General features: G+C 58.7%; 21 protein-coding genes and 1 tRNA gene. 3 read left to right on the forward strand and 19 right to left on the reverse strand.

Features of this window, described 5'->3' with window-relative positions; translation table 11 throughout:
- The 4 genes from MWU54_RS18295 to rpsL form a co-directional block, all read right to left on the reverse strand.
- On the reverse strand, positions 1-95 hold a 95-nt coding region (locus tag MWU54_RS18295; protein ID WP_234988920.1), incomplete at its 3' end, for a GTP-binding protein.
- Positions 96-180: 85 nt separating this feature from the next.
- Positions 181-2,298, reverse strand: a complete 2,118-nt coding sequence (gene fusA / locus MWU54_RS18300) for an elongation factor G (protein WP_247086646.1) — start codon at positions 2,296-2,298, stop codon at positions 181-183.
- Positions 2,299-2,313: 15 nt separating this feature from the next.
- On the reverse strand, positions 2,314-2,784 hold the full coding sequence (gene rpsG / locus MWU54_RS18305) for a 30S ribosomal protein S7 (protein ID WP_247086647.1): 471 nt from the start codon (positions 2,782-2,784) through the stop codon (positions 2,314-2,316).
- A gap of 12 nt (positions 2,785-2,796) precedes the next feature.
- Positions 2,797-3,168, reverse strand: a complete 372-nt coding sequence (rpsL, locus tag MWU54_RS18310) for a 30S ribosomal protein S12 (RefSeq protein ID WP_054000841.1) — start codon at positions 3,166-3,168, stop codon at positions 2,797-2,799.
- Positions 3,169-3,540: 372 nt separating this feature from the next.
- On the opposite strand from rpsL, the gene MWU54_RS18315 reads away from it, so the two are divergent.
- Entirely contained in the window at positions 3,541-4,380 is an 840-nt protein-coding gene (locus MWU54_RS18315) for a putative rhamnosyl transferase (protein WP_247086649.1), read from the forward strand.
- On the opposite strand, the gene MWU54_RS18320 is transcribed toward MWU54_RS18315, so the two are convergent.
- Positions 4,313-5,218 carry a DMT family transporter gene (locus MWU54_RS18320; RefSeq protein WP_247086651.1) on the reverse strand — a complete coding sequence of 302 codons (906 nt, stop codon included), beginning with the start codon at positions 5,216-5,218 and terminating at the stop codon, positions 4,313-4,315. The two genes, MWU54_RS18315 and MWU54_RS18320, sit on opposite strands and share 68 nt — an antisense overlap.
- 150 nt (positions 5,219-5,368) lie before the next feature.
- Here MWU54_RS18320 and MWU54_RS18325 point away from each other — a divergent pair, with 150 nt between their 5' ends.
- Positions 5,369-6,745, forward strand: coding sequence for an MATE family efflux transporter (locus tag MWU54_RS18325; RefSeq protein WP_247086664.1), 1,377 nt, complete (start codon positions 5,369-5,371; stop codon positions 6,743-6,745).
- Between the two features lie 35 nt (positions 6,746-6,780).
- On the opposite strand, the gene MWU54_RS18330 is transcribed toward MWU54_RS18325, so the two are convergent.
- From MWU54_RS18330 to secE, 12 genes are all read right to left on the reverse strand, one after another.
- Positions 6,781-6,999 carry a DUF6525 family protein gene (locus tag MWU54_RS18330; protein WP_247086666.1) on the reverse strand — a complete coding sequence of 73 codons (219 nt, stop codon included), beginning with the start codon at positions 6,997-6,999 and terminating at the stop codon, positions 6,781-6,783.
- Positions 7,000-7,192: 193 nt separating this feature from the next.
- On the reverse strand, positions 7,193-11,440 hold the full coding sequence (gene rpoC / locus MWU54_RS18335) for a DNA-directed RNA polymerase subunit beta' (RefSeq protein WP_247086668.1): 4,248 nt from the start codon (positions 11,438-11,440) through the stop codon (positions 7,193-7,195).
- 93 nt (positions 11,441-11,533) lie between these two features.
- Positions 11,534-15,670, reverse strand: a complete 4,137-nt coding sequence (gene rpoB, locus MWU54_RS18340; RefSeq protein WP_247086670.1) for a DNA-directed RNA polymerase subunit beta — start codon at positions 15,668-15,670, stop codon at positions 11,534-11,536.
- Positions 15,671-15,921: 251 nt separating this feature from the next.
- Positions 15,922-16,302 (reverse strand): 50S ribosomal protein L7/L12, encoded by a 381-nt coding sequence (gene rplL, locus MWU54_RS18345; protein WP_247086672.1) that lies wholly within the window; start codon positions 16,300-16,302, stop codon positions 15,922-15,924.
- Positions 16,303-16,370: 68 nt separating this feature from the next.
- Entirely contained in the window at positions 16,371-16,883 is a 513-nt protein-coding gene (gene rplJ, locus MWU54_RS18350; RefSeq protein ID WP_247086674.1) for a 50S ribosomal protein L10, read from the reverse strand.
- Between the two features lie 384 nt (positions 16,884-17,267).
- The gene (locus MWU54_RS18355) at positions 17,268-18,353 is read right to left on the reverse strand and encodes a Hint domain-containing protein (RefSeq protein ID WP_247086676.1); all 1,086 of its coding nucleotides are present in this window, start codon (positions 18,351-18,353) and stop codon (positions 17,268-17,270) included.
- An 87-nt stretch (positions 18,354-18,440) separates the two neighbouring features.
- Positions 18,441-18,896, reverse strand: coding sequence for a hypothetical protein (locus tag MWU54_RS18360; RefSeq protein WP_247086678.1), 456 nt, complete (start codon positions 18,894-18,896; stop codon positions 18,441-18,443).
- A gap of 150 nt (positions 18,897-19,046) precedes the next feature.
- Positions 19,047-19,745 carry a 50S ribosomal protein L1 gene (gene rplA / locus MWU54_RS18365; RefSeq protein ID WP_247086680.1) on the reverse strand — a complete coding sequence of 233 codons (699 nt, stop codon included), beginning with the start codon at positions 19,743-19,745 and terminating at the stop codon, positions 19,047-19,049.
- 1 nt (position 19,746) lies between these two features.
- The gene (gene rplK / locus MWU54_RS18370; protein WP_247086682.1) at positions 19,747-20,196 is read right to left on the reverse strand and encodes a 50S ribosomal protein L11; all 450 of its coding nucleotides are present in this window, start codon (positions 20,194-20,196) and stop codon (positions 19,747-19,749) included.
- 170 nt (positions 20,197-20,366) lie between these two features.
- Positions 20,367-21,203 carry a crotonase/enoyl-CoA hydratase family protein gene (locus tag MWU54_RS18375; protein ID WP_247086684.1) on the reverse strand — a complete coding sequence of 279 codons (837 nt, stop codon included), beginning with the start codon at positions 21,201-21,203 and terminating at the stop codon, positions 20,367-20,369.
- Positions 21,204-21,403: 200 nt separating this feature from the next.
- On the reverse strand, positions 21,404-21,937 hold the full coding sequence (gene nusG, locus MWU54_RS18380) for a transcription termination/antitermination protein NusG (protein ID WP_247086686.1): 534 nt from the start codon (positions 21,935-21,937) through the stop codon (positions 21,404-21,406).
- Positions 21,938-22,117: 180 nt separating this feature from the next.
- Positions 22,118-22,315, reverse strand: coding sequence for a preprotein translocase subunit SecE (gene secE / locus MWU54_RS18385; RefSeq protein WP_247086688.1), 198 nt, complete (start codon positions 22,313-22,315; stop codon positions 22,118-22,120).
- Positions 22,316-22,610: 295 nt separating this feature from the next.
- On the opposite strand from secE, the gene MWU54_RS18390 reads away from it, so the two are divergent.
- The gene (locus tag MWU54_RS18390) at positions 22,611-23,195 is read left to right on the forward strand and encodes a hypothetical protein (protein WP_247086689.1); all 585 of its coding nucleotides are present in this window, start codon (positions 22,611-22,613) and stop codon (positions 23,193-23,195) included.
- A 159-nt stretch (positions 23,196-23,354) separates the two neighbouring features.
- Here MWU54_RS18390 and MWU54_RS18395 read toward each other — a convergent pair whose 3' ends face one another.
- Together MWU54_RS18395 and MWU54_RS18400 are read right to left on the reverse strand one after the other, a co-directional pair.
- Positions 23,355-23,921: a hemerythrin domain-containing protein gene (locus MWU54_RS18395; RefSeq protein WP_247086690.1), complete on the reverse strand. Its 567-nt coding sequence runs from the start codon at positions 23,919-23,921 to the stop codon at positions 23,355-23,357.
- Positions 23,922-24,054: 133 nt separating this feature from the next.
- Positions 24,055-24,130 (reverse strand) — tRNA-Trp (locus tag MWU54_RS18400).
- Positions 24,131-24,483 lie beyond the last annotated feature (353 nt).

The following is a 24,483-nucleotide window of genomic DNA, read 5'->3' on the forward strand; positions in this document are numbered from 1 at the left end:
ATCGCCGCCGTCAGCGTCGTCTTGCCGTGGTCAACGTGACCAATCGTGCCAATGTTGCAGTGCGGTTTGCCGCGCTCAAACTTTTCCTTGCCCATTGCAAAGCTCCTTTGTCTTTTCGGGTGCCGGGCTGAAGCCCGGCCTACGGTGGGTGGGTAGGCCGGGCTTCAGCCCGGCATCCCGTTATGCGTATTTCGACTGAATCTCGTCAGAGATGTTCTGCGGGACCGGATCGTAGTGATCGAACTGCATCGTGAACTGCGCGCGGCCCGAAGACATGGAGCGCAGTGTGTTGATGTAGCCGAACATGTTCGCCAGCGGGACCATCGCGTTGATCGCAACGGCGTTGCCGCGTGGTTCCTGACCGGTCACCTGACCCCGACGGGAGGTGAGGTCACCAATGATGCCACCGGTATAGTCTTCCGGCGTGATCACTTCGACCTTCATGATCGGTTCAAGCAGTTTCGCACCGGCTTTCTTCATGCCTTCGCGCATGCCCATACGAGCGGCGATTTCGAAGGCCAGAACGCTGGAGTCCACGTCGTGGAACTTACCGTCGATCAAGGCGACCTTGAAGTCGATCACGGGGAAGCCTGCCAGCGGACCGGAGTCCATGACCGACTTGATGCCCTTTTCAACACCCGGGATGTATTCCTTCGGAACAGCACCACCAACGATGCGGGACTCAAACGAATAGCCTTCACCCGGCTCTGTCGGGGTGATGATCAGCTTCACTTCGGCGAACTGACCGGACCCACCCGACTGTTTCTTGTGGGTGTAGGTGTGCTCGACCTCGTGACCAATGGTCTCGCGGTAGGCCACTTGCGGTGCACCGATGTTCGCTTCAACCTTGAATTCGCGCTTCAGGCGATCAACGAGGATGTCGAGGTGAAGTTCGCCCATGCCCTTCATGATGGTCTGGCCGCTTTCGAGGTCAGTTTCCACACGGAAGGACGGGTCTTCTGCCGCAAGACGCGCCAGACCCTGAGACATTTTCTCTTGGTCCGCTTTTGTCTTCGGCTCGACAGCAATCTCGATCACCGGATCGGGGAAAGTCATCGTTTCCAGAACCACCGGGTCGTTGACCGCGCAAAGCGTGTCACCGGTTGTGGTGTCCTTGAGACCCGCCAGCGCGATGATGTCACCCGCAAACGCTTCGGTGATTTCTTCACGGTTGTTGGAGTGCATCATCATCATACGACCGATGCGCTCTTTCTTGCCCTTTGTGGAGTTCAAGAGCGTGTCACCCTTGTTCAACACACCCGAGTAGATGCGGGTAAAGGTCAGCGAGCCAACAAACGGGTCGTTCATGATTTTGAACGCGAGGCCAGAGAAAGCCATGTCATCATCCGCACGGCGGGCAATGTCACGTGTTTCTGTTTCGTCACCCGGCTTAAAGCCCATGTAATCAACAACGTCGAGCGGGCTCGGCAGATAGTCGATCACAGCGTTGAGCAGCGGCTGAACACCCTTGTTCTTGAACGCGGAACCACCCAGAACCGGCACGAAATGCAGCGCCAGCGTGCCCTTGCGCAGCAATGCGCGCAGGGTCGGCACGTCAGGCTCATTGCCTTCGAGGTACTCCATCATCGCGTCGTCGTCTTCTTCGACGGCCGCTTCGATCATCTTGCCGCGCCATTCTTCGGCCATGTCCTTGAGGCTATCGCGGATCGGGGCCTTGATCCAGCTCGCGCCGAGATCTTCGCCCTGCCAAAGCCATTCTTCCATGGTGACGAGATCGACCAAGCCTTCCAGCTCGGTTTCTGCACCGATTGGAATACCAACAGGCACAGCACGCGCGCCGGTGCGGTCCTCGATCATGTGAACGCAGTTGAAGAAGTCCGCGCCGATCTTGTCCATCTTGTTGACGAACACCATCCGCGGAACCTTGTAACGGTCGGCCTGACGCCAGACGGTTTCTGTCTGCGGCTCAACACCTGCGTTGGCGTCAAGAACACATACCGCACCGTCGAGAACCGCCAGCGAACGTTCGACTTCGATGGTGAAGTCCACGTGGCCGGGGGTGTCGATGATGTTCAGGCGGTGCTTTTCGGAATCAGGTGTTTCACCGTCTTCCGTGCGCTCCCAGAACGTGGTTGTCGCAGCAGAGGTGATCGTGATGCCACGCTCCTGCTCTTGCTCCATCCAGTCCATGGTCGCCGCGCCATCGTGCACTTCGCCGATGTTGTGAGATTTACCGGTGTAAAACAGGATGCGCTCGGAGCAGGTTGTTTTACCCGCATCAATATGCGCCATAATCCCGAAGTTACGGTAGCGGTCGAGAGGATAATCGCGTGCCATGTTTGCTCGCTCCTATTACCAGCGGTAGTGGCTGAACGCTTTGTTCGCGTCGGCCATCTTGTGCGTGTCTTCACGTTTCTTCACTGCAGAACCGCGCGAATTCACCGCGTCCAGAAGCTCACCGGCAAGGCGCTCTTCCATGGTGTTTTCGTTGCGCGAACGGCTTGCATTGATCAACCAGCGGATCGCCAGCGCTTCGCGACGCTCAGGGCGGACTTCAACCGGCACCTGGTATGTCGCACCACCAACCCGGCGGGAGCGAACCTCGACCGACGGCTTGATGTTGTCCAACGCCTCGTGGAAGATTTCCACTGGCGCGCGCTTTACCTTGTTTTCAACGCGATCCAGCGCGCTGTAGACAATGCGTTCTGCGGTCGATTTTTTACCATCGATCATCAGGTTGTTCATGAACTTTGTCAGAACCCGGTCACCATACTTGGCGTCGGGCAATACTTCGCGTTTTTCTGCGGCGTGACGACGAGACATCTGTAATTCCTCTTACTTCGGACGCTTCGCGCCATATTTCGAACGGCGTTGCTTCCGGTCCTTGACGCCCTGGGTATCCAGAACACCACGCAGGATGTGATAACGCACACCAGGAAGGTCTTTCACACGACCGCCGCGGATCAGAACCACAGAGTGCTCCTGAAGATTGTGGCTTTCACCCGGAATGTAGCTGATGACTTCATACCCGTTGGTCAAACGCACCTTGGCCACTTTCCGCATCGCCGAGTTCGGCTTCTTCGGAGTGGTTGTATAGACGCGTGTGCATACGCCCCGCTTCTGTGGGCACTGCTCAAGGTGCTGCGACTTCGAGCGCTTGATTTTTGGCTGCCGCGGCTTGCGGATCAGCTGTTGGATCGTTGGCATTCCGGTTCTTTCCCCGTGTAGCTCACATATGTGGTGCACGAGGGCTTCCCCGTGCGGGTTTCGTAGTCAGTGGCGCGCGTCCGCGTCACCGTGTTCAGATTTCGCCTGCCCTTTCGGAACGACGAAAAAGACCGCACCCGCTCCCCCAATCGGGAACGATGCGGTGGATTTCCAGAGGATCGGGGCATGCGCCCGGATCTTGATCTCTCCAGTCCTGCAAGTCGGCATTTGGGGCACGAACCCCGCCGAATTAGGCGCGCGTATATGGGGAGTCGGTAGGCATGTCAACAGCGGCCCGGCGCTTGTGTGCAAGGCACGCGGGATGCAAAGATACGCTAGCACACCGATTACACGTCTGCAGGTCATACCATCATGCAAGTCATCCTTTTTTGCCGGTTTTCCTATCCCGCGGAAGGTGGATTTCAGGTGGACCACGACAGCATCACCGACAGGCGCGCCTTTTTGTACGATCCCGCCCGGATGGCGTTGCGCCTGTCGCTGTTCGAACATTTCTGTCTGCCGGGAATAAAAGCCCAGACCGACCCCGACTTCGATCTTGTCGTGCTGGTGGGAACCTGTTTGCCCGACCCTTATTTCGCGCGCCTGCAGGATATTCTGCGCGACGTGCCGCAAGCCCGAATCGTCGCCCGCGACCCGGCCCCGCACCGGCAGGTGTGCCAATCGGTGCTGAATGCGGCCCGGCGGCATATCCATGCGCCATGTCTTCAGGTGCGCCACGATGATGACGATGCGCTGGCCGTCGATTTCGTCGCACGTCTGCGCAAGACTGCGACCGATTGCCAACCCGTGCTGCAGGCCAACCGGCTTGTCGGCCTCGACTGGAATCGCGGCTATACGCTGCGCGCGTCAGACCTTCATCCGTTCGAGATCGCCGAGACCGTCACCCCCTATCTGGGTGTCGCACAGGCGATGGCCGTTCAGGGCGGCGTGCGCCAAAGCCAGATGAACTTTGCCCATAGCCGCATCAACCGGTTCATGCCAACGCTCACCTTCACCGATCCGCCGATGTTCCTGCGCGCGCATCACGCGCATAACGACTCGCGCCAACGTCCAAAGGTAACGGATCCGGATTTCCACGCGCCGACGCTGGATCACATCACCCTGCTGAACCGCCGCTTCGCGCTTACGGCTGACGCGGTGCAAGCGGCTTTCGCACCTGCCGATTCAGCTGCGCCTCGCGCAACAGGCTGAAAACACCGGTCGACACGATGATCGCAGCCCCCAGCAAGGTCAGCGGCTCGGGCCATTCACCGAAGATCACGAACCCCAGGATCAGAGCCCAGACCAGTCCGGTATACCGGAACGGCGCGACAAAACTGACCTCGCCCACGCGCATGACCATGACGCTGCACAGATAGGCCGCGATGATAAAGCCGGTGGCCAGCAGCACGAGGCCGATCAACCAGGGCGTCAGGGCAACCCAGTCCTGCCCAAAGGACCACCCGGCGGCAAACAGGGTGACCATCACCGACGACACAAAGGTGACGGTCAACGACGGCGCAACGGGTGAAACCCGACGCGTCACCAGATCACGTATCGTGACCGCCAAAACCGCGCATAGGGCATAGGCAGAGGCGCTCGTGAACCCATCCGTACCGGGGCGCACGATCAGCAGCATGCCGCAAAACCCCACGACAATCGCGGTCCAGCGCCGCCAGCCCACCGCTTCGCGGAAAACGATCGCCCCGCCAAGGGTGACGGTCAGGGGCAGCATCTGCAAAAGCGCCGTCACGTTGGCCAGGGGCATCGCCAGAAGCGCAGTCAGGAAGAAATACGCCGCGACCGCTTCGCTCAGACCCCGGACCCCGATCAACACCCAGTCCCGCCGCGGCAACCGCAATTGTAGGCCTTTGAAGTACCAGGCCATGACCAGGAACGCCGAAGACGCCAGGATGCCGCGCAGCACCAGAAGCTGCGACAAAGGCAGCGCCCCGGCGGTCGCCTTGATCGCCGCGTCCCCAAAGGTGAACGCCGCCATCGACAGGCACATCAGCAGCGCACCGCGCATATTGTCAGAAAGACGGGACATGCCGGAGGCTTAGCAGCTTGCCTTAGCCGGCACCAATCCTAAAGTCCTGTGCAGTGACGCACGGAAAATACCCTTCGGGAAATCGACCTTTCGGTGTATCGCACAATAGGAACGGTTCCGTTCATCACTCCGATCAGGTCAGGACCAGACGTGGCGAAGCCTCTTAACGACGACCTCACCAGTGGGTCGATGCTCACGCATTACAAAAACCTGGCCATCCCGGCGGCGTTCGGAATGCTGTTCGCCACGCTCTATAACGTGGTCGACGTGTTTTATGCAGGTCAGCTTTCGACCGAAGCACAGGCCGGCCTCGCCATTGGCTATCAGGCGTTCTTCATCATGATGGCGATTGGGTTTGGTCTTGGATCAGGGCTCAGCGCGCTGGTCAGCAACGCCAAGGGCGAAAAAGACCACCGCGCCACGCGGCGGCTGGCGGCGCAAGGGTTGAGCTTTGGCGCGCTGGTCACACTGATGCTGATGGGCGTGGGATTTTTCCTTGGGCCCCAACTCATCAATCTCGTGTCGGAACCGGGGGGATACCGGGACGCCGCGACGAACTACTTTCAATTTCTGATCCTCGCCCTGCCGGGGTTTCTACTGGCCTATGGTGGCAACGGCATCCTGCAGGCACATGGGGACTCGCGCTCGATGCAGCGCGCCCTCATGGTGGCTTTTGTCGCCAATATCGGCCTCAACCCTCTGTTCATGTATGGCATCCCCGGCCTCTGGAACGGGCTGGGCCTGAGCGGCATAGCCGTTGCCACCATCCTCAGCCAGACCGGCGTTATGATTTTCCTGATGACCCGCATCTTTGCGCTGAACACGATGGACCGGGTCAAACGCGATGAATTCATACCGGACTGGGACACCTACAAAGCCATCATCGCCCAGATGGCCCCGGCCAGCACCGCGATGCTCGTGATGTTCGTGTCCGGCTTCGTGGTACAGTTCGCGCTCAAGGGGTTCGGCGAACATGCCATCGCCGCTTATGGCGTTGCGTTGCGCATCGAACAAATCCTGCTGCTCCCGGTGCTCGGCATGACCGGGGCGTTGCTGCCCATCGCGGGGCAGAATTACGGCGCCAAGGATTTCGACCGCGTGCGCGATGCGGTGTTTTTCTGCTGGAAGATCGGCTTTGCCATGTCGGCCATCGCCATGCCGCTGCTGTGGTTCGGCGGCCAGTACTTCATGCGTCCCTTCACGGACGATCCCGACGTGATCCGTGTCGGCGCAGGGTACCTGCTGGTCGATGGCTTCCTGTTTCCCATCTACATGATGCTCTTTTCGATCAACTCGCTTCTGCAGGCCCTGAAACAGCCGATCTACACCCTGTGGATCAGCATCTACCGACAGGGCTTTGGCGTGGCCTTCTTCATCTGGGTGTTCATCGGCCTTCTGGGGTTTGATGTGTGGGGCGTCTGGCTCGGGATCGCCGTCGCGGTGTCAAGCGGCTGGGTGATCGCGCTGTTGGTCGCCGCAAAAATCGCCGAGCGGCAAATCGGCGGGCTGAGGCCGCAAGCAGCATAGTATTCGACTGTGACAGCCCGGTTTTCCCGGTGGTTTCATTGTGCATGGGGATGAAGTCCACCCCACACCCGTCGGGCATCCTTACGAACCAAGGCCGCCTGAAGTCGATCAAGCTCTCTCAGGGCAAGCGCCCGATCTCCGGTTTTGCGCAGCGCCCGGTCAAACGCGCGGCGCACAGAGCGCGCACGCCACGGCAGCACCGCTGAAGACAGCCACGCCCGCAAGTCTTTTGGCAGCTTGTCATACTCGGTCATTGGATTTGTCGCCCTCCGCTTGCACGAAGCGATGTCGCCCCCCTGTTTCCTGCCATTGAAGACATCCCGCTTTACCTGAATCAAAAGACATGCATTTGTTACGTTATAACATACTCACTCACAAGCCGATTCACACAAAAAAGGCCCCCGCGCAGAACGCAGGGGCCTTTCCAAAGTCAAAAGCGACCGCTGGTTATTCGCGGCTTTCCGGTGTGTCGACGATGATGTTGTCGAACTCGTCTCCACCCACCACGTCATCCATCGGCTCGGGTGCGGCAAGCGCTGCAGCCGCCTCGGCCTCTTCGCGGCGGGCTTCGATCACGACATTGTCGCGCTCTTGTGCCACGCGGCGGACCTTTTGGGTCGCGCCACCGGTCCCCGCCGGGATCAGGCGTCCGACGATGACGTTCTCTTTCAGGCCAACAAGCTTGTCTTTCTTGCCCTGAACAGACGCCTCGGTCAGCACCCGTGTGGTTTCCTGGAACGACGCCGCCGAAATGAACGACCGGGTCTGCAAGGACGCCTTCGTGATCCCCAGCAGGATCGGTTCCCCCTGCGCAGGGCGACCGCCCTTCTTCTCGGATTTCTCGTTGGCGGTGTCGAATTCGATCTTGTCGACATGTTCGCCCTTGAGAAGCGTGGTGTCCCCGGAGTCCTGGATTTCCCACTTCTGCAGCATCTGGCGCACGATCACTTCGACATGCTTGTCGTTGATCTTCACACCCTGCAGACGATAGACGTCCTGAACCTCGTCGATCATGTAGTTCGCCAGCGCTTCGACACCCATGATGGACAGGATGTCATGCGGCGCGGGGTTACCGTCCATGATGTATTCACCCTTCTGGATGAAGTCGCCTTCGGCCACCGGAATATGCTTGCCCTTCGGCACCATGTATTCCACCGGCTCCATCGACTCGTCCGCAGGCTGAATGCTGATCCGACGCTTGTTCTTGTAGTCCTTACCGTAGCGCACATAACCGTCGACTTCCGCGATGATGGCGTGATCCTTGGGGCGACGTGCCTCAAAGAGTTCGGCCACACGCGGCAGACCACCGGTGATGTCCTTGGTCTTGGCGCCTTCCCGCGGAATACGCGCCACAACATCACCCGCTTTGACGTCCTGACCATCTTCGACGGACAGGATCGCATCCACCGACATCGGATAGGTGATCGGGTTGCCCGCTTCGTTGCGCAGCGGCTCGCCGTCCTCACCCATCAGGATAATCTCTGGCTTAAGCTCGTTGCCCTTGGGCGCGGCCCGCCAGTCGATCACGATCTTCTGCGTCATACCCGTCGCATCGTCGGTCTCGTCGCGCACCGCAACACCGGCCGTCAGGTCCACATGCTTGGCGATACCGTCCTTCTCTGCGATGATCGGAAGCGTGTACGGATCCCACTCGAACAGCTTGTCGCCACGGGCAATGGTGTCGCCCTCTTTGACAAACAGCTTGGTGCCGTAGCCCAGCTTGTGGCTGGCGCGTTCTTCCCCATGCTCGTCCATGATCCGCAACTTCATGTTCCGGCCCATGACCAACGTGTCACCAGATGCGTTTTCCAGCGTATTCGGGTTGTCGAATTCGACCTTACCTTCCTGGCTTGCTTCCTGGAACGACTGCTGACCACCCTGCGCAACACCGCCGATGTGGAAGGTCCGCATCGTCAGCTGAGTACCCGGTTCACCGATGGACTGCGCTGCGATGATCCCCACCGCTTCGCCGGTGTTGACCATCGTACCGCGTGCAAGGTCACGACCGTAGCACATGGCGCAGACACCCTCTTCCGCCTCACAGGTCAGCGGTGACCGGATGCGCATGGTCGCAACACCGGCCTCTTCGATGGCATCGGACATCCGTTCGTCGATCAACTGACCGGCGCGCAGAAGCACCTCATCTGTGCCCGGCTTGACGATATCATCCGCAGTCACACGACCCAGAATACGCTCTGCCAGCGACGCCACGACTTCACCGTCGTTGACCGCCGCTTGCGCCGTGATCGCGCGTTCAGTGCCACAGTCGTGCATGCGCACGATGCAGTCCTGCGCCACGTCTACCAGACGACGCGTCAGGTAACCGGAGTTCGCTGTCTTCAACGCCGTATCCGACAGACCCTTCCGGGCACCGTGGGTGGAGTTGAAGTACTCAAGAACGGTCAGACCTTCCTTAAAGTTCGAGATGATCGGCGTTTCGATGATGTCGCCATTCGGCTTCGCCATCAGACCGCGCATCCCGCCCAGCTGCTTCATCTGCGTAACCGAGCCACGCGCACCGGAGTGGGCCATCATGTAAACCGAGTTCGGCTCCTTGGTGGCGCCGTTCTCATCGACCTGATCGGCGGAGATGGTGTTCATCATCGCCTCGGTGACCTTGTCGTTACACTTCGACCAGGCATCGACAACCTTGTTGTACTTTTCGCCCTGAGTGATCAGGCCGTCCATGTACTGCTGTTCAAAGTCCTTCACCTGATCGCGGGTTTCTTCCACGATGGGCCACTTGGTATCCGGGATCACCATGTCGTCCTTGCCGAACGAAATGCCCGCCTTGAACGCTTCCTTGAAGCCCATGGTCATGATCTGGTCACAGAAGATAACCGACTCTTTCTGACCACAGTAGCGGTAGACGGTGTCGATCACCTTCTGCACGTCTTTCTTGCGCAGAAGCGTGTTCACAAGATCAAACGGCGCTTTGGCGTTCAGCGGCAACAACGCACCAAGGCGCACGCGGCCTGGTGTGGTTTCAAACCGCTGGATGACCTCATTGCCTTCGCCGTCAATCTGTTTGACGCGGCACTGGATCTTGGCGTGCAGATGCACTTCACCCGCGTTCAGCGCGTGTTCGACCTCTTCGATCGACCCAAAGACCATGCCTTCGCCCTTCATGCCATCGCGCATGATCGACGTGTAGTAGAGGCCCAGGATCATATCCTGCGACGGCACGATAATCGGCGCGCCGTTTGCTGGCGACAGAACGTTGTTCGTCGACATCATCAGAACACGCGCTTCCAACTGGGCCTCAAGGCTCAGGGGAACGTGAACCGCCATCTGGTCACCGTCAAAGTCGGCGTTAAAGGCCGAACAGACCAGCGGGTGAAGCTGGATCGCCTTGCCTTCGATCAGCACGGGTTCAAACGCCTGAATGCCCAAACGGTGCAGCGTTGGCGCGCGGTTCAGAAGAACAGGGTGCTCACGAATAACCTCATCGAGGATATCCCAAACCTCGGGACGCTCTTTTTCAACCAGCTTTTTCGCTTGCTTGACTGTCGAAGACAGACCTTTCGCCTCAAGCCGCGAATAGATGAACGGCTTGAACAGTTCGAGCGCCATCTTCTTCGGCAAGCCACACTGGTGCAGCTTCAGTTCCGGACCGGTCACAATCACCGAACGACCCGAGAAGTCGACGCGCTTACCCAGAAGGTTCTGGCGGAAGCGGCCCTGCTTGCCCTTGAGCATGTCGGACAGCGACTTCAGCGGGCGCTTGTTGGCCCCTGTGATGACACGACCGCGACGGCCGTTGTCGAACAAAGCGTCAACGGATTCCTGCAACATCCGCTTTTCGTTGCGAACGATGATGTCCGGCGCGCGCAACTCGATCAGACGCTTGAGACGATTGTTCCGGTTGATCACACGACGATAAAGATCGTTCAGGTCAGACGTCGCAAAACGACCGCCATCCAGCGGCACCAGCGGGCGCAGTTCTGGCGGGATCACCGGGATCACGGTCAGAACCATCCACTCCGGACGGTTGCCGGATTCCAGGAAGCTTTCAACCACCTTCAGGCGCTTGATGATCTTCTTGGGCTTCAGTTCGCCGGTCGCTTCCTTGAGGTCCGCGCGCAGTTGTTCTGCCTCGGCTTCAAGGTCGATATTGGCAAGCATTTCGCGGATCGCTTCGGCACCGATATTGGCGGTGAAGGCGTCCATGCCATAGACGTCTTGCGCGTCCATGAACTCTTCTTCGGTCATCAACTGGCCGTAGGTCAGGTCCGTGAGACCCGGCTCGATCACGACGTAGTTCTCAAAATAGAGAATGCGCTCCAGATCGCGCAGCGTCATGTCCAGCATCAGGCCAATGCGCGACGGCAGCGACTTCAGAAACCAGATATGCGCGCAAGGGGCTGCCAGTTCGATATGGCCCATGCGCTCGCGGCGGACCTTCTGCAGCGTGACTTCGACACCGCATTTCTCGCAGACAACGCCGCGATATTTCATGCGCTTATACTTGCCGCAGAGGCATTCGTAATCCTTGATCGGGCCAAAGATACGCGCACAGAACAGGCCGTCACGCTCGGGCTTGAACGTCCGGTAGTTGATGGTTTCGGGCTTTTTGATCTCCCCGAAAGACCACGACAAAATGCGCTCTGGCGAGGCAAGCGAGACCTTGATCTCGTCAAAAACCTTCTGCGGCGCGATCGGGTTAAACGGGTTGTTCGTCAGTTCCTGGTTCATTTTCAAATCCTTGAAAGGGGAGCTTGGGAAGGAGCCGGGCAAATGCCCGGCCTACCGAGTTTGCGTAGGGCGGGGTTTAGCCCGCCTGTTGGCTCACTCATCTTCCTCCGCATCCAGGAGTTCCATATTCAGGCCGAGGCCGCGGACTTCTTTCACAAGAACGTTAAAGCTCTCGGGAACACCCGCTTCAAAGTTATCCTCGCCCTTGACGATGCTTTCATAGACCTTGGTCCGGCCCGCGACGTCATCCGACTTCACCGTCAGCATTTCCTGCAGGGTGTAGGCCGCGCCGTACGCTTCAAGCGCCCAGACTTCCATCTCACCGAAACGCTGACCACCGAACTGCGCCTTACCACCCAGCGGCTGCTGTGTGACGAGGGAGTACGGACCCGTGGACCGCGCGTGGATCTTGTCGTCCACAAGGTGGTGCAGCTTGAGCAGGTACTTCACACCCACCGTCACCGACCGCGAGAATTGCTCACCTGACCGACCGTCGAACAGGATCGACTGACCGGATGTGTCAAAGCCCGCACGGATCAGCGCGTCGTTGACGTCTGCTTCCTTGGCCCCGTCAAACACCGGCGTTGCAATCGGCACACCGTGGGTGACGTTGCTGGCCGCTGTGACAAGCTGGTCTTCGTCCATGTCCTTGATGCCCTCTTCGTAGACATCATCGCCATAGGCAATCCGCATCGCTTCGCGCACCGGGGTCAGGTCGCCGGAACGACGGTAATCCTGCAACGCTTCGTCGATCTTCACACCAAGGCCACGTGCGGCCCAACCCATGTGGGTTTCAAGGATCTGACCAACGTTCATACGCGACGGAACGCCCAGCGGGTTCAGACAGAAATCAACCGGCGTCCCATCCGCGAGGAACGGCATGTCTTCCATCGGAACAACCTTGGAAATCACACCCTTGTTGCCGTGACGGCCCGCCATCTTGTCGCCCGGCTGCAGCTTGCGCTTCACCGCGACGAACACCTTGACCATCTTCATCACACCCGGAGGCAGATCGTCACCGCGACGGACCTTTTCGACCTTGTCCTCGAACCGCGCATCCAAGGCACGCTTCTGCGCCTCGTACTGCTCGTTCAGGGCTTCAACGATCTTGGCATCGTCTTCGTCTTCCAGCGCCAGCTGCCACCACTGACCACGGGTCAGAGATTCAAGCAGCTCTTCTGTGATCTGGCTGTTGGACTTGACGCCTTTCGGGCCTTTGACAGCCATCTTGCCAAGGATCATGTCCTTCAGACGCGCATAGATGTTGCGGTCCAGAATGGCCAATTCGTCGTCCCGGTCACGGGCCAGACGCTCGACTTCTTCCCGCTCGATCTGCAACGCACGTTCGTCTTTTTCGACGCCGTGGCGGTTGAACACGCGAACTTCCACAACCGTGCCGAAATCACCCGGCTTCACCCGCAGCGACGTATCGCGCACGTCGGATGCTTTCTCACCAAAGATGGCGCGGAGGAGTTTCTCTTCCGGCGTCATCGGGCTTTCGCCCTTTGGTGTGATCTTACCGACAAGAATATCGCCCGGTTCCACATCCGCGCCGATGTAAACGATGCCCGCCTCGTCAAGGTTGCGCAGCGCTTCTTCACCAACGTTCGGAATGTCGCGTGTGATCTCTTCCGGCCCAAGCTTCGTGTCACGCGCGGCGACTTCAAACTCTTCGATGTGGACAGACGTGAACACGTCATCCCGCGCAATCCGCTCGGAAATCAGGATCGAGTCCTCGTAGTTGTACCCATTCCACGGCATGAACGCGACGATCACGTTCTTACCCAGGGCCAGTTCCCCCAGATCGGTCGACGGACCGTCCGCGATCACTTCGCCTTTGCCGACCGTGTCACCCACGTTCACCAGCGGACGCTGGTTGATACATGTGTTCTGGTTCGACCGCTGGAACTTGCGCAGCCGGTAGATGTCCACGCCCGCATCACCCAGTTCCAGATCTTCGGTCGCCCGCACAACGATACGTGTTGCGTCCACCTGGTCGATGATCCCGGCGCGTTTCGCCATGATCGCCGCACCAGAGTCCCGCGCCACCACACCTTCGATACCAGTCCCTACCAGCGGCGCCTCGGAGCGCAGCGTCGGAACCGCCTGACGCTGCATGTTCGACCCCATCAGGGCCCGGTTCGCGTCGTCATTCTCAAGGAACGGAATGAGCGAGGCCGCAACCGAGACCAGCTGCTTGGGCGAGACGTCGATCAGATCAACGCTTTCATTCGGCGCAAGTGTGTATTCACCCGACTGGCGGGTGTTCACGAACTCATTGATGAACTTGCCGTTCTCATCCAGCGTCGCGTTCGCCTGCGCCACGGTGTGACGCTGCTCTTCGGTGGCGGACATGTACTGAACATCGTCCGTCACATGACCGTTCTCGACCCGGCGATACGGCGTTTCGATGAAGCCGTACTTGTTCACGCGGGCGAACGTGGCCAGCGAGTTGATCAGACCAATGTTCGGGCCTTCCGGCGTTTCAATCGGGCACATCCGGCCATAGTGCGTCGCGTGCACGTCGCGCACCTCAAAGCCCGCACGTTCGCGTGTCAGACCACCCGGTCCCAGCGCGGACAGGCGACGCTTGTGCGTCACTTCGGACAGCGGGTTCGTCTGGTCCATGAACTGCGACAGCTGCGAAGAGCCGAAAAATTCACGTACAGCCGCAGCGGCAGGCTTCGCGTTGATCAGGTCTTGCGGCATCACCGTGTCGATCTCGACAGAGGACATGCGTTCCTTGATCGCACGTTCCATCCGCAGAAGGCCGACGCGGTACTGGTTTTCCATCAGTTCGCCAACAGACCGGACCCGGCGGTTGCCAAGGTGGTCGATGTCGTCAATGTCACCACGACCATCACGCAACTCGACCAGCGCCTTGATGCAGGCGACGATGTCTTCGCGATCCAGCGTGCGCTGTGTGTCCGGCTTGTCCAGCGCCAGGCGCATGTTCATTTTCACCCGGCCCACGGCCGACAGGTCATACCGTTCAGAGTCAAAGAACAGCGTGTCGAACAGCGCAGACGCCGCTTCGACGGTGGGTGGCTCGCCCGGACGCATGACGCGATAGATGTCCATGAGCGCGGTTTCGCGGTTCATGTTCTTGTCGTTCGCCATCGTGTTGCGCATGTACGGGCCGACGGTGACGTTATCGATGTCGAGCACCGGAATCTCGGTCACACCTGCGTCGATCAGCTCTTTCAAAGACCCACCGGTCACAGCACCGTCCTTATCGACGGTCCATGTCAGCTCATCACCCGCTTCGACGTAGATCGCGCCGGTGTCTTCGTTGATGATGTCTTTGGATACGAACTTGCCGACGATCTGGTCGAACGGCAGCAGAAGATCGGTGATCTTGCCTTCGTCGATGATTTTCTTGACGGCGCGCGGCGTCACTTTCTTGCCTGCCTCGGCAAACACTTCGCCGGTTGCGGCATCAACCAGATCATAGGTCGGACGTGTGCCGCGCACGCGTTCGGGGAAGAACTTGGTTTCCCAACCTTCGCCCTTGCGCAACGTGTAGGTCACGGTGTCGTAATACGCGTCCATGATGTCTTCCTGGTCAAGACCAAGAGAATACAGAAGCGTCGTCACAGGCAGTTTCCGGCGACGGTCGATGCGCGCAAAGACAAGATCCTTCGCGTCAAATTCAAAATCCAACCACGAGCCACGGTACGGAATGATCCGGCACGCAAACAGCAGCTTACCCGAGCTGTGCGTCTTGCCTTTGTCGTGGTCAAAGAACACGCCAGGAGACCGGTGCATCTGGGACACGATCACGCGTTCGGTGCCGTTCACGACAAACGTCCCGTTCGGCGTCATCAGGGGCATGTCGCCCATGAACACGTCCTGTTCCTTGATGTCTTTGACCGATTTCGCGCCGGTGTCTTCGTCGATATCGAACACGATGAGACGCAGCTTCACCTTCAAAGGCGCGCTGTAGGTCATGTCACGCTGCTGACATTCCTCAACATCGTATTTTGGCTTTTCCAGCTCGTAGCTGACGAATTCCAGCACGCTGGTTTCGTTGAAATCCTTGATAGGGAAAACCGACTGGAAGACACCTTTGATGCCTTCGCCATCAAGCGGATCAGGCTGATCACCGGATTTGAGGAAAAGATCGTAGGAGGATTTCTGAACCTCGATGAGGTTCGGCATCTCCAGAACTTCACGAATTTTACCGTAGTATTTACGAAGACGTTTCTGGCCAAGGAAGCTTTGCGCCATGGTCGATATCACCTTTTCATTCTCAGCTGAGCGTCACGCCGTCGGGCACCGGCGATCCACCCAATAGAGACAACAAAACCCGGTCAATTCTCGGCCCGCATACCCACTGCGCGCCACCCGACCCTTGGATCCTGTCTAAGAAAACCCCTCAGATAACAGAGGGCCTTTCTAAGACGGGAGCGGCTGGGCACGGAAAAACCGTACCCAGCCTTGTGTGTTTCGAACGGTGCGTGGATCCACGCACCTGTCGATTACTTGAGCTCGACTTCCGCGCCAGCTGCTTCCAGCTTGCTCTTGATGTCTTCGGCTTCGTCCTTGGAAACCTGCTCTTTGACAGCTTTGCCGCCTGCTTCAACCAGTTCCTTGGCTTCTTTGAGACCCAGGCCGGTGATGCCGCGAACTTCCTTGATCACGTTGATCTTGGATGCGCCTGCCGACTTCAGGATGACGTCGAATTCAGTCTGCTCTTCTGCAGCGGCACCGCCACCTGCATCAGCCGGACCCGCCATCATCACTGCGCCGCCTGCTGCGGGCTCGATGCCGTACTCATCCTTGAGGATTGTTTTCAGTTCTTGTGCTTCGAGAAGCGTCAGACCAACGATCTCTTCTGCCAGTTTTTTCAGATCAGCCATGTTCAGCTTTCCTATATAAAATGTGTTCCAACGTCAGGGTTACAACCCCACGAGGCTCATGCGTTGCGTTACGCCGCTTTCTCTTCGATGGTCGAAAGGATCGAGGCGATATTCGATGCAGGTGCGCCGATTGCGCCCGCGATGTTGGAGGCTGGTGCGCCAAGCATGCCTGCGATGGTAGCAATAAGCTCCTCGCGGGACGGCATTTTGGACACGGCTTCAACACCGGCACGGTCAAGAGCGTTCTCGCCCATTGCACCGCCAAGGATTTCGAACTTCTTGTTCTCCTTGGCGAAGTCCTCGACCACTTTGGCGGCTGCCACAGGGTCTTCGGAATAGGTAAGAACCGTCATGCCGGTCAGGTAGTCAGCGATGCTTGCGCAGGGCTTACCTTCAAGGGCAATCTTGGCCAGACGGTTTTTGGCGACACGTACGGAGCTGCCGGCGTCGCGTGCGCGACCCCGGAGATCCTGCATCTCGGCAACTGTGAGACCTTCGTAGTGGGCAACCACAACGACGCCAGAGCTTTCGAAGATCTGGCCGAGTTCCTCGACCACTTTCTCTTTTTGGGCTCTATCCACAGGTTTACTCCAGTTTGGGGGAAATCCCCCGGCTCAGTGGTACCGGATCGCTCCGGCGGTTTTGGTCCGCGGTCTGCGGTCCCAAACCCGCCCAGCGCTCAACGGGTGAGCCTTGGCATGTCGGTCTGCTACCGCCTCGGGCAGGAATTATGTCACGCGGTTGCGGGACACCCACCGTCTCGGACGTAATACAAAAGACCGCGAGACGAATCACGCGGCCAGCTGCAAGGTTCAGTTATTACGTGCAAAGGAAATTGCCAAGCCCAAAGCCGGTCAGGCTGGGTCATTTCCGCCAAGTTTCCAGCGTCAACGCTATCACAGGCATCAATTCGCGCAAATCATTCTTTTTTGGACGCCGATGAACTGGATGCGCCAGAACGGGGCTTACGACAGGAACGGCTTGGCATTCTTGGCATGCCTCCGCACCAGCGATTTCGCCAGATGCCCTTTCGGCACGGGCCGAACCGGCTGGCTTGACCGTTGCAGTATGTCCGGGAACACCGCCGAGACTTCGTCGAAACAGTCTTGCCCCAAGACGTCGCGGGCCATTGGCCCCGTAAGCAACGTCTCCGTCGGCGCGCCTTCGGCAAAGACAATCTCATGCCGGTCAAGAAGGATATGGTAATAGGTCACCGCGCATTTGCGGCCATCCAGCGCCATCCCGTCGCATCCCAGCAGTTTCTTGGCCGGAATAAGCACCTCTGCCCGCCCCGTCATGCGTTCTGCAATCGGCGAGTTGATCATCATGCGATGTTGCTGAGACACCAGCAGATCCCGTTCCGGGATACCAGTGGCCAGCGATCCGGCCCTGATGCGCACCGGCTGACACCGTCCAAAGGCGGCGCAGGTCGATTGCCCGATCCAGCGCACAGGCTGAAGGCCGTTATCACGCGTCAGAACCTTTTGCCCGATACTCAGATGCTCGACCGCCACCTGCCCATGCGACGTTGCAAGCCGCGTGCCGGACACAAAGCAGGTGACAAAATCAAACGTTTCCCGACTGCCGGTCATCCCCGAATAGGTCGAGCCAAGAACACTATTGAGAGAAACCGACTGTATTGGGCCCGATTCCAATGTGGCCTGATCTGCATTTGCCGAAAACTCGGGCGCGAGATAGGTGTTGCCGTCCGTGTCCTGGAAGACCACGGCAGACAACGTCGCCGTGGTGCCATCCACATAGGTCACCGTCGCGTCATACACCGATGTGCCGTCAAAGGTCTGCGCCGGACCGCCATCAATGCTGAACGTGTCATTGGCGGTCGCATTGTCCATGTCATAGTATTCCGCCCCACCGCCGCTGAACCCCGCGCCGTCGGCGGACAGGCTTTGGATGCTGTTCACAAGCGCATTCCCGTGCGCGCCAAAGGTCTGCCCCACAAGCGACGCCGCATTTTCGGCAGTAAAGTTTCCTTCCGTCGTATCTATCGACGCAAGGTTCCCAAGAAAGATGACGTTGAACGTGGTTGGCATTGTCCCCTTCCCGCGCGTTGCCCGACCGGACATCACACGGTTTAGGGGGGAAAGGTTGCCGGTCCGTAAAGACGCGCGGCAAAGGCGTCAGCCGCCGAATATGCCATCCATGTTCGAGACGATGGACACAATCATCACCGTCCCGCAGATCAACAGCGCAAGCCAGAATGCAAACTGCATGACCACGGCACCAACGCCGAAGCCAATCGCAAGCTTGGGCAGCGCGGTGCCCTCATGACGAAACAGGCTGATCCCGCCAAGCACCGCCGCAAGTATCGCAAGCACAGGTGTGATAATCGACAACATGGCCAGCATGTCAAACGCAGGCTCCGGTGCGGGAGCCACATCTTTGGCACTGCCCGTAGCCGCCAGCCGGATATCCCGCGCGATTTCGCCGATCACCGTGCCAATGCTCGGGTCCGGGTCGGGCGATGGCGCAAGAAGACCAGAGGTCATCATGACGGCAGCCAACAACGCGCAGACGCCAAAACAAAACCCGGCCAGCCCCCAATGGGCGCGCGGCGTGTCTTCTAGCACTGACATATCCTGTCCTCTGACAACCCGATGATCCACTGAGTATGACCGTCAATGATGCCGGGATTGTGGTGTCCAAGGGACCATTCTGCGAAATCACCGGACACAAAAAAACGGCGCCCCGAAGAGCGCCGTTTTGAAATGTCGATGTCGACGGCCTTAGTGGCCGGCCGCATCATCCACTGCGATCGTCACGCCCGGACCCATGGTCGAGGAGAGCGCGATCTTTTTCATGTATGTGCCCTTGGCGCCCGCAGGCTTGGCCTTGGCCACAGCGTCAACGAACGCTTTGACGTTCTCGACCAGCTTGGCTTCGTCAAACGACACTTTGCCAACACCGGCATGCACAACGCCGCCTTTTTCCGCCTTGAACTGCACTTCGCCGCCCTTGGCCGCTTCAACAGCTGCCTTGACGTCCATTGTCACCGTGCCGACCTTCGGGTTCGGCATCAGGTTGCGCGGACCAAGCACCTTACCCAGACGGCCAACGATGGGCATCATGTCCGGTGTCGCGATGCAGCGATCAAATTCGATTGTGCCGCCCTGGATGGTTTCCATCAGGTCTTCCGCACCAACGATATCGGCACCGGCTTCTTTTGCTTCGTCAGCTTTCGGGCCACGGGCAAAAACAGCCACACGCATGGTCTTGCCGGTTCCGTTCGGCAGGCCCACAACGCCGCGCACCATCTGGTCCGCGTGACGTGTGTCAACACCAAGGTTCAGTGCGATCTCGACCGTTTCGTCGAATTTCGCATTGGCGTTGCCTTTGACCAGAGCCACCGCTTCTGCAACCGAAACGTCTTCTTTGCCTGCAAAGGCTTCCCGCGCTGCGCGGGTGCGTTTTCCGAGTTTCGCCATCTTACTTTACCTCGATGCCCATGGACGCCGCAGAGCCCACGATAATTTTCATTGCACCTTCAATGTCATTCGCATTGAGGTCTTTCATCTTGGCTTCGGCGATTTCACGCACCTGCTTGACGGTCACGCTTGCCACGGTCTCACGACCCGGCAGTTCCGCACCACGCGGACGGTTCCGCTTGCCCACAGGCTTCAGGCCAGCCGCTTTCTTCAGGTAATAAGACGCAGGCGGCGTCTTGATGTTCATCGTGAAGGACTTGTCCTGGTAGTACGTGATCTCGGTCGGGCACGGGGCGCCCTGTTCCATGTCCTGCGTCTTGGCGTTGAACGCCTTGCAGAATTCCATGATGTTGATGCCGCGCTGACCCAGCGCAGGGCCCACGGGGGGGCTTGGGTTGGCTTGACCTGCAGGGATCTGCAGCTTCATCTTGCCAGCAAGTTTCTTGGCCATGAGGCCTCTCCTTTTCCAACGACCCGGGAACGCGTTCCAAGGTCTGCTATGTTGTGTGGTGCGGTCCGGACATCGCGATGCCCTCGCCTTCCACATAGACTGCCGCCAGAGCGACAGGCGTGCCGCTTACACCGCCTCAGCGGGCATTGCAAGTACCGGCAAAGCGCGGGTCACATGTCGTCCAGCAAATCCGCAAAATCGGCTTCCGCCTTGGTCATCCGTGCCTGAATAGCCCGCATCAAATCCTCTGACCGAAGCATGCCAGCGTTCCAGACGGCAATCTGCTCAAGCCCGTCCTGAACACCATGATCCCGCGCATAGGTCATTGACGTCTTGATCCCGGCAATCGCCAAAGGAGATTTCTGCGCAATCTCGGCAGCCAGATCGCGCGCCGCCGCGCGCACCGCGTCCGCATCTTCATGCACAGCATTGACAAGCCCCCACCCTGCGGCATCGTCGGCCCCGAAACGACGACCTGTCAGGGCAAGTTCCGCAGCGATGCCGAACGGGATCAGCTTGGGCAGGCGCTGAAGCGTCCCGACATCCGCTGCCATGCCGATATTGATCTCTTCGATGGCAAATCTGACGTCTTTCGCCGCCAATCGAACGTCGCAACAACAGATCAAATCCACCGCCCCACCGATGCACGCTCCGTGGATGGCGGCAATCACCGGCAAACGAGATTGCTCAAGCGACGACAGCGACGCCTGAAACTTTTGGATCAACCGCCGCAACGCATAGGCCGCGCGACCCGGCTCTTGACTGAGCAATTGATGGATCGACTGAAACGCAGCAAGGTCCATACCGCCGCTGAAATGCTTGCCCGCCCCGGAAATCACCAAAGCCCGAACCGACATGTCTGCATCGAGCGCTGACATAAGGACCGGCAGATCATCCCAGAACGCCATGTTCATTCCGTTGGCCTTGTCGGGCCGGTTCATCCGCATCTCGACCACCGGTCCGTCCCGCAGGATCTCGAAAAAGTCTGACGTTGGAAGCTCTGTCACGGGAACACCTCTGTGCTGATGGCACCATGCCCAACCACAAGCGGCACGGTAATCCTATGGGTCTGCGTTTACCGGTCCATGTATAGCCCGCCGCGATCAGAGAGTCCGCTGTTCCGCCGGGTCGCGCGAGCCCAAAACGCAAAACGCGGCCCGAAGGCCGCGCTACACATACGTCAAATCTGATTGGGTTTCCCCAAATGTCAGCTTTGCTTGGTCACCTGCGTGTATTCCAGCTCGACCGGGGTTTCCCGGCCGAAGATCACAACCGACACCTTGAGGCGCTGGTTGTCGTCGTCGACCTCTTCGATCATGCCGTCGAAATCCTCGAACGGACCATCGTTGACCTTGACCTTCTCGCCCACCTCGAAATGGATCAGCGTGCGCGGCGCGTCTTCTCCCTCGGCCACGCGGCCCAGGATCGCCTGCACTTCGGCATCGCGCATCGGCATCGGGCGGCCTTGCGGGCCAAGAAACCCGGTGACGCGGTTGATCGAGTTGATCAGGTGATAGCCCTGATCCGACATTTCCATCCGCACCAGAACATAGCCCGGCATAAAGCGCCGCTCTGCCGTCACCTTCTTGCCGCGACGGATTTCAATCACTTCCTCGGTGGGAACCAGAACCTCTTCGATCTGGTCCTGAAGGCCCTGCTCTTCGACTGCCTGAAGGATCTGCTCTGCAATCTTCTTTTCGAAATTCGAAAGAACACTGACCGAGTACCACCGCTTCGCCATCTGATCACAACCCTCTATTGTCCGTGCGGATCTTGCGCCGCCTGCTGTTCCCGGAACGTCCACACCAAAGCACGCCGCCGGATAAAAAAGTGGCGTGCAACTCGAATCGGTGCACGCCATCAACTTGAGTTTGGGATTACAGATTTGCTCGGGGCTTTTCAAGACCCGCGCCACGGGCTGTTAGCCGAACATGTTCAGCAAGCCCTGCAACCCGCCCCGGATCAGAATATCCACCAGTGCAAAGAACACAGCCGTCAACGCGGCCATGATAAAGACCATCACAGTGGTCAACAAAACCTCGCGGCGCGTCGGCCAAACGATCTTCGACACCTCAGCACGCACCTGCTGGATGAACTGAAGGGGATTGGTCGTTGCCATTTTGCTGGCCTCACTTTGCGTTTCTGCTGCTTCGCACTTAGCGAAGGTTGGCCCCCAATTCAACCCGAAGCGCGGTTTTGCAGGGGCTGATCCAGCCACAAGGTAAAAGAACGCGCGCGAACGGCGATACATGCCGAATGGTTCCGAAAAAAAGCCTCACGTTTAAGTGTTGTAGATCGGCGCGAATTTCCGGGAACGATCCGGGCCCGCGCCGGTTGGTCCCCCAGAGCGAGCGGCACAGATGACCGCAGCGCAAAACCAACCAATCAGGCCCTCGGGCCAGAAAGGCAAAACAATGAAACGCACACTGATCGCAACAGCCCTTGTCACCACCCTGAGCACAACAGCCTTTGCTGCCACCGACGCACAGGTCGAAGCCGTCGACACCTTTGCGGCCGGCATTGATACAAACGCAATGACCGATGCCCAGCTCGACGTCGCCTACGGTATCGTCACATCCGGTGACTCCCGCGGCGAGAAAATCGCACAGCTGCGCGCTCTGGAGGCCGACACCACCAAGTACTCTCAGGCCAACATCAGCGCCGCCGAAATGATGCGTATCGAGAAATATGCGCCGGAGGTTGACCTGACATCGGTCGAGAAAGACCAGGTGCTCTCCGCCCTCGCCATCACCTATGGCAGCGCCTCCGAAGGCGAAAAGCGTGAACGCGTACAGGCCGTGCTGAAAGACTATAACGTGATGAACACGCTGGCGACGGACATCAGCGAAGGCCAGGAACGCATGATCGAAAACTACGTGCCCGATGTCGACTTCAGCAAGCTGACCGAAGAAGATCTGCAGCTGATCCTGACCTACATCCACAGCGGCATGTCGCGCGGTGAGACCCGTGGTAAAATCGAAGCGATCGTCAACAGCTAACCGTTGCAATATCGCCTATACAAAGAGGGTCGCCATTTCGGCGGCCCTTAATTTATGTCCCGATAATCTTGTGCCAAGACACCGATCATCGGGTTTGACGGGCGCGGACCGGCGCGACTGACGCCGTGCCGGTCCTGTTCTTCGACAAGTCCTGTCGCCCTAGCCACGCAAGCGATGATGCAAAATGATCGGCACGGCCAGCTCTTCTTCATCGGTCAGATGCCGCGCCAGGAAGGCCTCGATCGTCTCTGCCGCATGATGCACCTGTCCCGCCTCATCCCGGGCCGCTGCTTCATCCAATTGGACAAGCTTCAGTGTCCGGTTGGCCACGCGGGTCAGGTCGTCAAGCACCAGATCAAGATCAGCGTGATCGGTCTCCAGCACCTCCAGCCCAGCATCAAAGCGCGGATCGGCTGCGGACAGTTCGGGAAAATACCTGCGATTTTCCCAGGTGTGATGCCCGTGCAAACTGCCAATCAGCGCATTGCCCCGAGACGACAACCGCCCGGCATAGTCTTTTGCATCCAGCGCGCGGTCCAGATAAGCTTCGGTGTCGCTGCGCACAGCCGCACTCAGCTGTCGAAACATCTCATGCGCGCGCAGCCACTGCTGAGTTTTTTCCTTGAATCCCGGATGCGCCTCCCAACCGTCGCGCGGATAGCTGCGCAATAGAGCCTGCATCTCTGACGGCATCCCGGATGTGCGGATCTGATATGAATTTAACATAATCTTTCCTTTCGAAACGAAAGGTAGGATCGCGCCCCGGCAAAGATAACGCGCAGAAATGCACCGCCGCTATGCGATCCGCGCAGGTCTGCACGCGCGGGTGCGTGCAGTCACGTCTCGAAATGTTGGAAAGTGGCAGGGGCACCAGGGTTCGAACCCGGGACCTACGGTTTTGGAGACCGTCGCTCTACCAGCTGAGCTATACCCCTATGGCCGAGGAGACGGGTAGTCCAAGCGAAATCCGAAATCAAGGGCCGGAATTCATTAGAACGGACCTTTTTACACTCAACGTGCGAAACCTGCCCATCGCGCGCCTGCCGACCCGTCGTCTAAGACGGGGTTCGCCTCTGATTTGGCCCAAAACCCCGACACATCCCTCACGCTTTGCGGCCCGCGTCATCGCGGAAGTGGGAGCGCATTGAAACAATTCGGCCTCATCGGCGCGTCACATTTAGTTGACCTTTGAAACACCGTGACCGCGCGTGAGAGCTGTTACATGCCGACGCGCTGCAAAGCTTTGCCGATCCGCCCCCAAACCCCCTGTCTTTCATGGCCCGCACCG

The organism is Marivita sp. S6314, assembly GCF_023015985.1.
In the GTDB taxonomy this organism is placed as follows: Bacteria; Pseudomonadota; Alphaproteobacteria; order Rhodobacterales; family Rhodobacteraceae; genus Marivita.

Coding starts and splice junctions, on each gene's coding strand:
- fusA (WP_247086646.1), bottom strand. CDS start 2,298: ATGGCACGCGATTATCCTCTCGACCGCTACCGTAACTTCGGGATTATG.
- rpsG (WP_247086647.1), bottom strand. CDS start 2,784: ATGTCTCGTCGTCACGCCGCAGAAAAACGCGAAGTATTGCCCGACGCC.
- rpsL (WP_054000841.1), bottom strand. CDS start 3,168: ATGCCAACGATCCAACAGCTGATCCGCAAGCCGCGGCAGCCAAAAATC.
- MWU54_RS18315 (WP_247086649.1), top strand. CDS start 3,541: ATGCAAGTCATCCTTTTTTGCCGGTTTTCCTATCCCGCGGAAGGTGGA.
- MWU54_RS18320 (WP_247086651.1), bottom strand. CDS start 5,218: ATGTCCCGTCTTTCTGACAATATGCGCGGTGCGCTGCTGATGTGCCTG.
- MWU54_RS18330 (WP_247086666.1), bottom strand. CDS start 6,999: ATGACCGAGTATGACAAGCTGCCAAAAGACTTGCGGGCGTGGCTGTCT.
- rpoC (WP_247086668.1), bottom strand. CDS start 11,440: ATGAACCAGGAACTGACGAACAACCCGTTTAACCCGATCGCGCCGCAG.
- rpoB (WP_247086670.1), bottom strand. CDS start 15,670: ATGGCGCAAAGCTTCCTTGGCCAGAAACGTCTTCGTAAATACTACGGT.
- rplL (WP_247086672.1), bottom strand. CDS start 16,302: ATGGCTGATCTGAAAAAACTGGCAGAAGAGATCGTTGGTCTGACGCTT.
- MWU54_RS18355 (WP_247086676.1), bottom strand. CDS start 18,353: ATGCCAACCACGTTCAACGTCATCTTTCTTGGGAACCTTGCGTCGATA.
- MWU54_RS18360 (WP_247086678.1), bottom strand. CDS start 18,896: ATGTCAGTGCTAGAAGACACGCCGCGCGCCCATTGGGGGCTGGCCGGG.
- rplA (WP_247086680.1), bottom strand. CDS start 19,745: ATGGCGAAACTCGGAAAACGCACCCGCGCAGCGCGGGAAGCCTTTGCA.
- rplK (WP_247086682.1), bottom strand. CDS start 20,196: ATGGCCAAGAAACTTGCTGGCAAGATGAAGCTGCAGATCCCTGCAGGT.
- nusG (WP_247086686.1), bottom strand. CDS start 21,937: ATGGCGAAGCGGTGGTACTCGGTCAGTGTTCTTTCGAATTTCGAAAAG.
- secE (WP_247086688.1), bottom strand. CDS start 22,315: ATGGCAACGACCAATCCCCTTCAGTTCATCCAGCAGGTGCGTGCTGAG.
- MWU54_RS18390 (WP_247086689.1), top strand. CDS start 22,611: ATGAAACGCACACTGATCGCAACAGCCCTTGTCACCACCCTGAGCACA.
- MWU54_RS18395 (WP_247086690.1), bottom strand. CDS start 23,921: ATGTTAAATTCATATCAGATCCGCACATCCGGGATGCCGTCAGAGATG.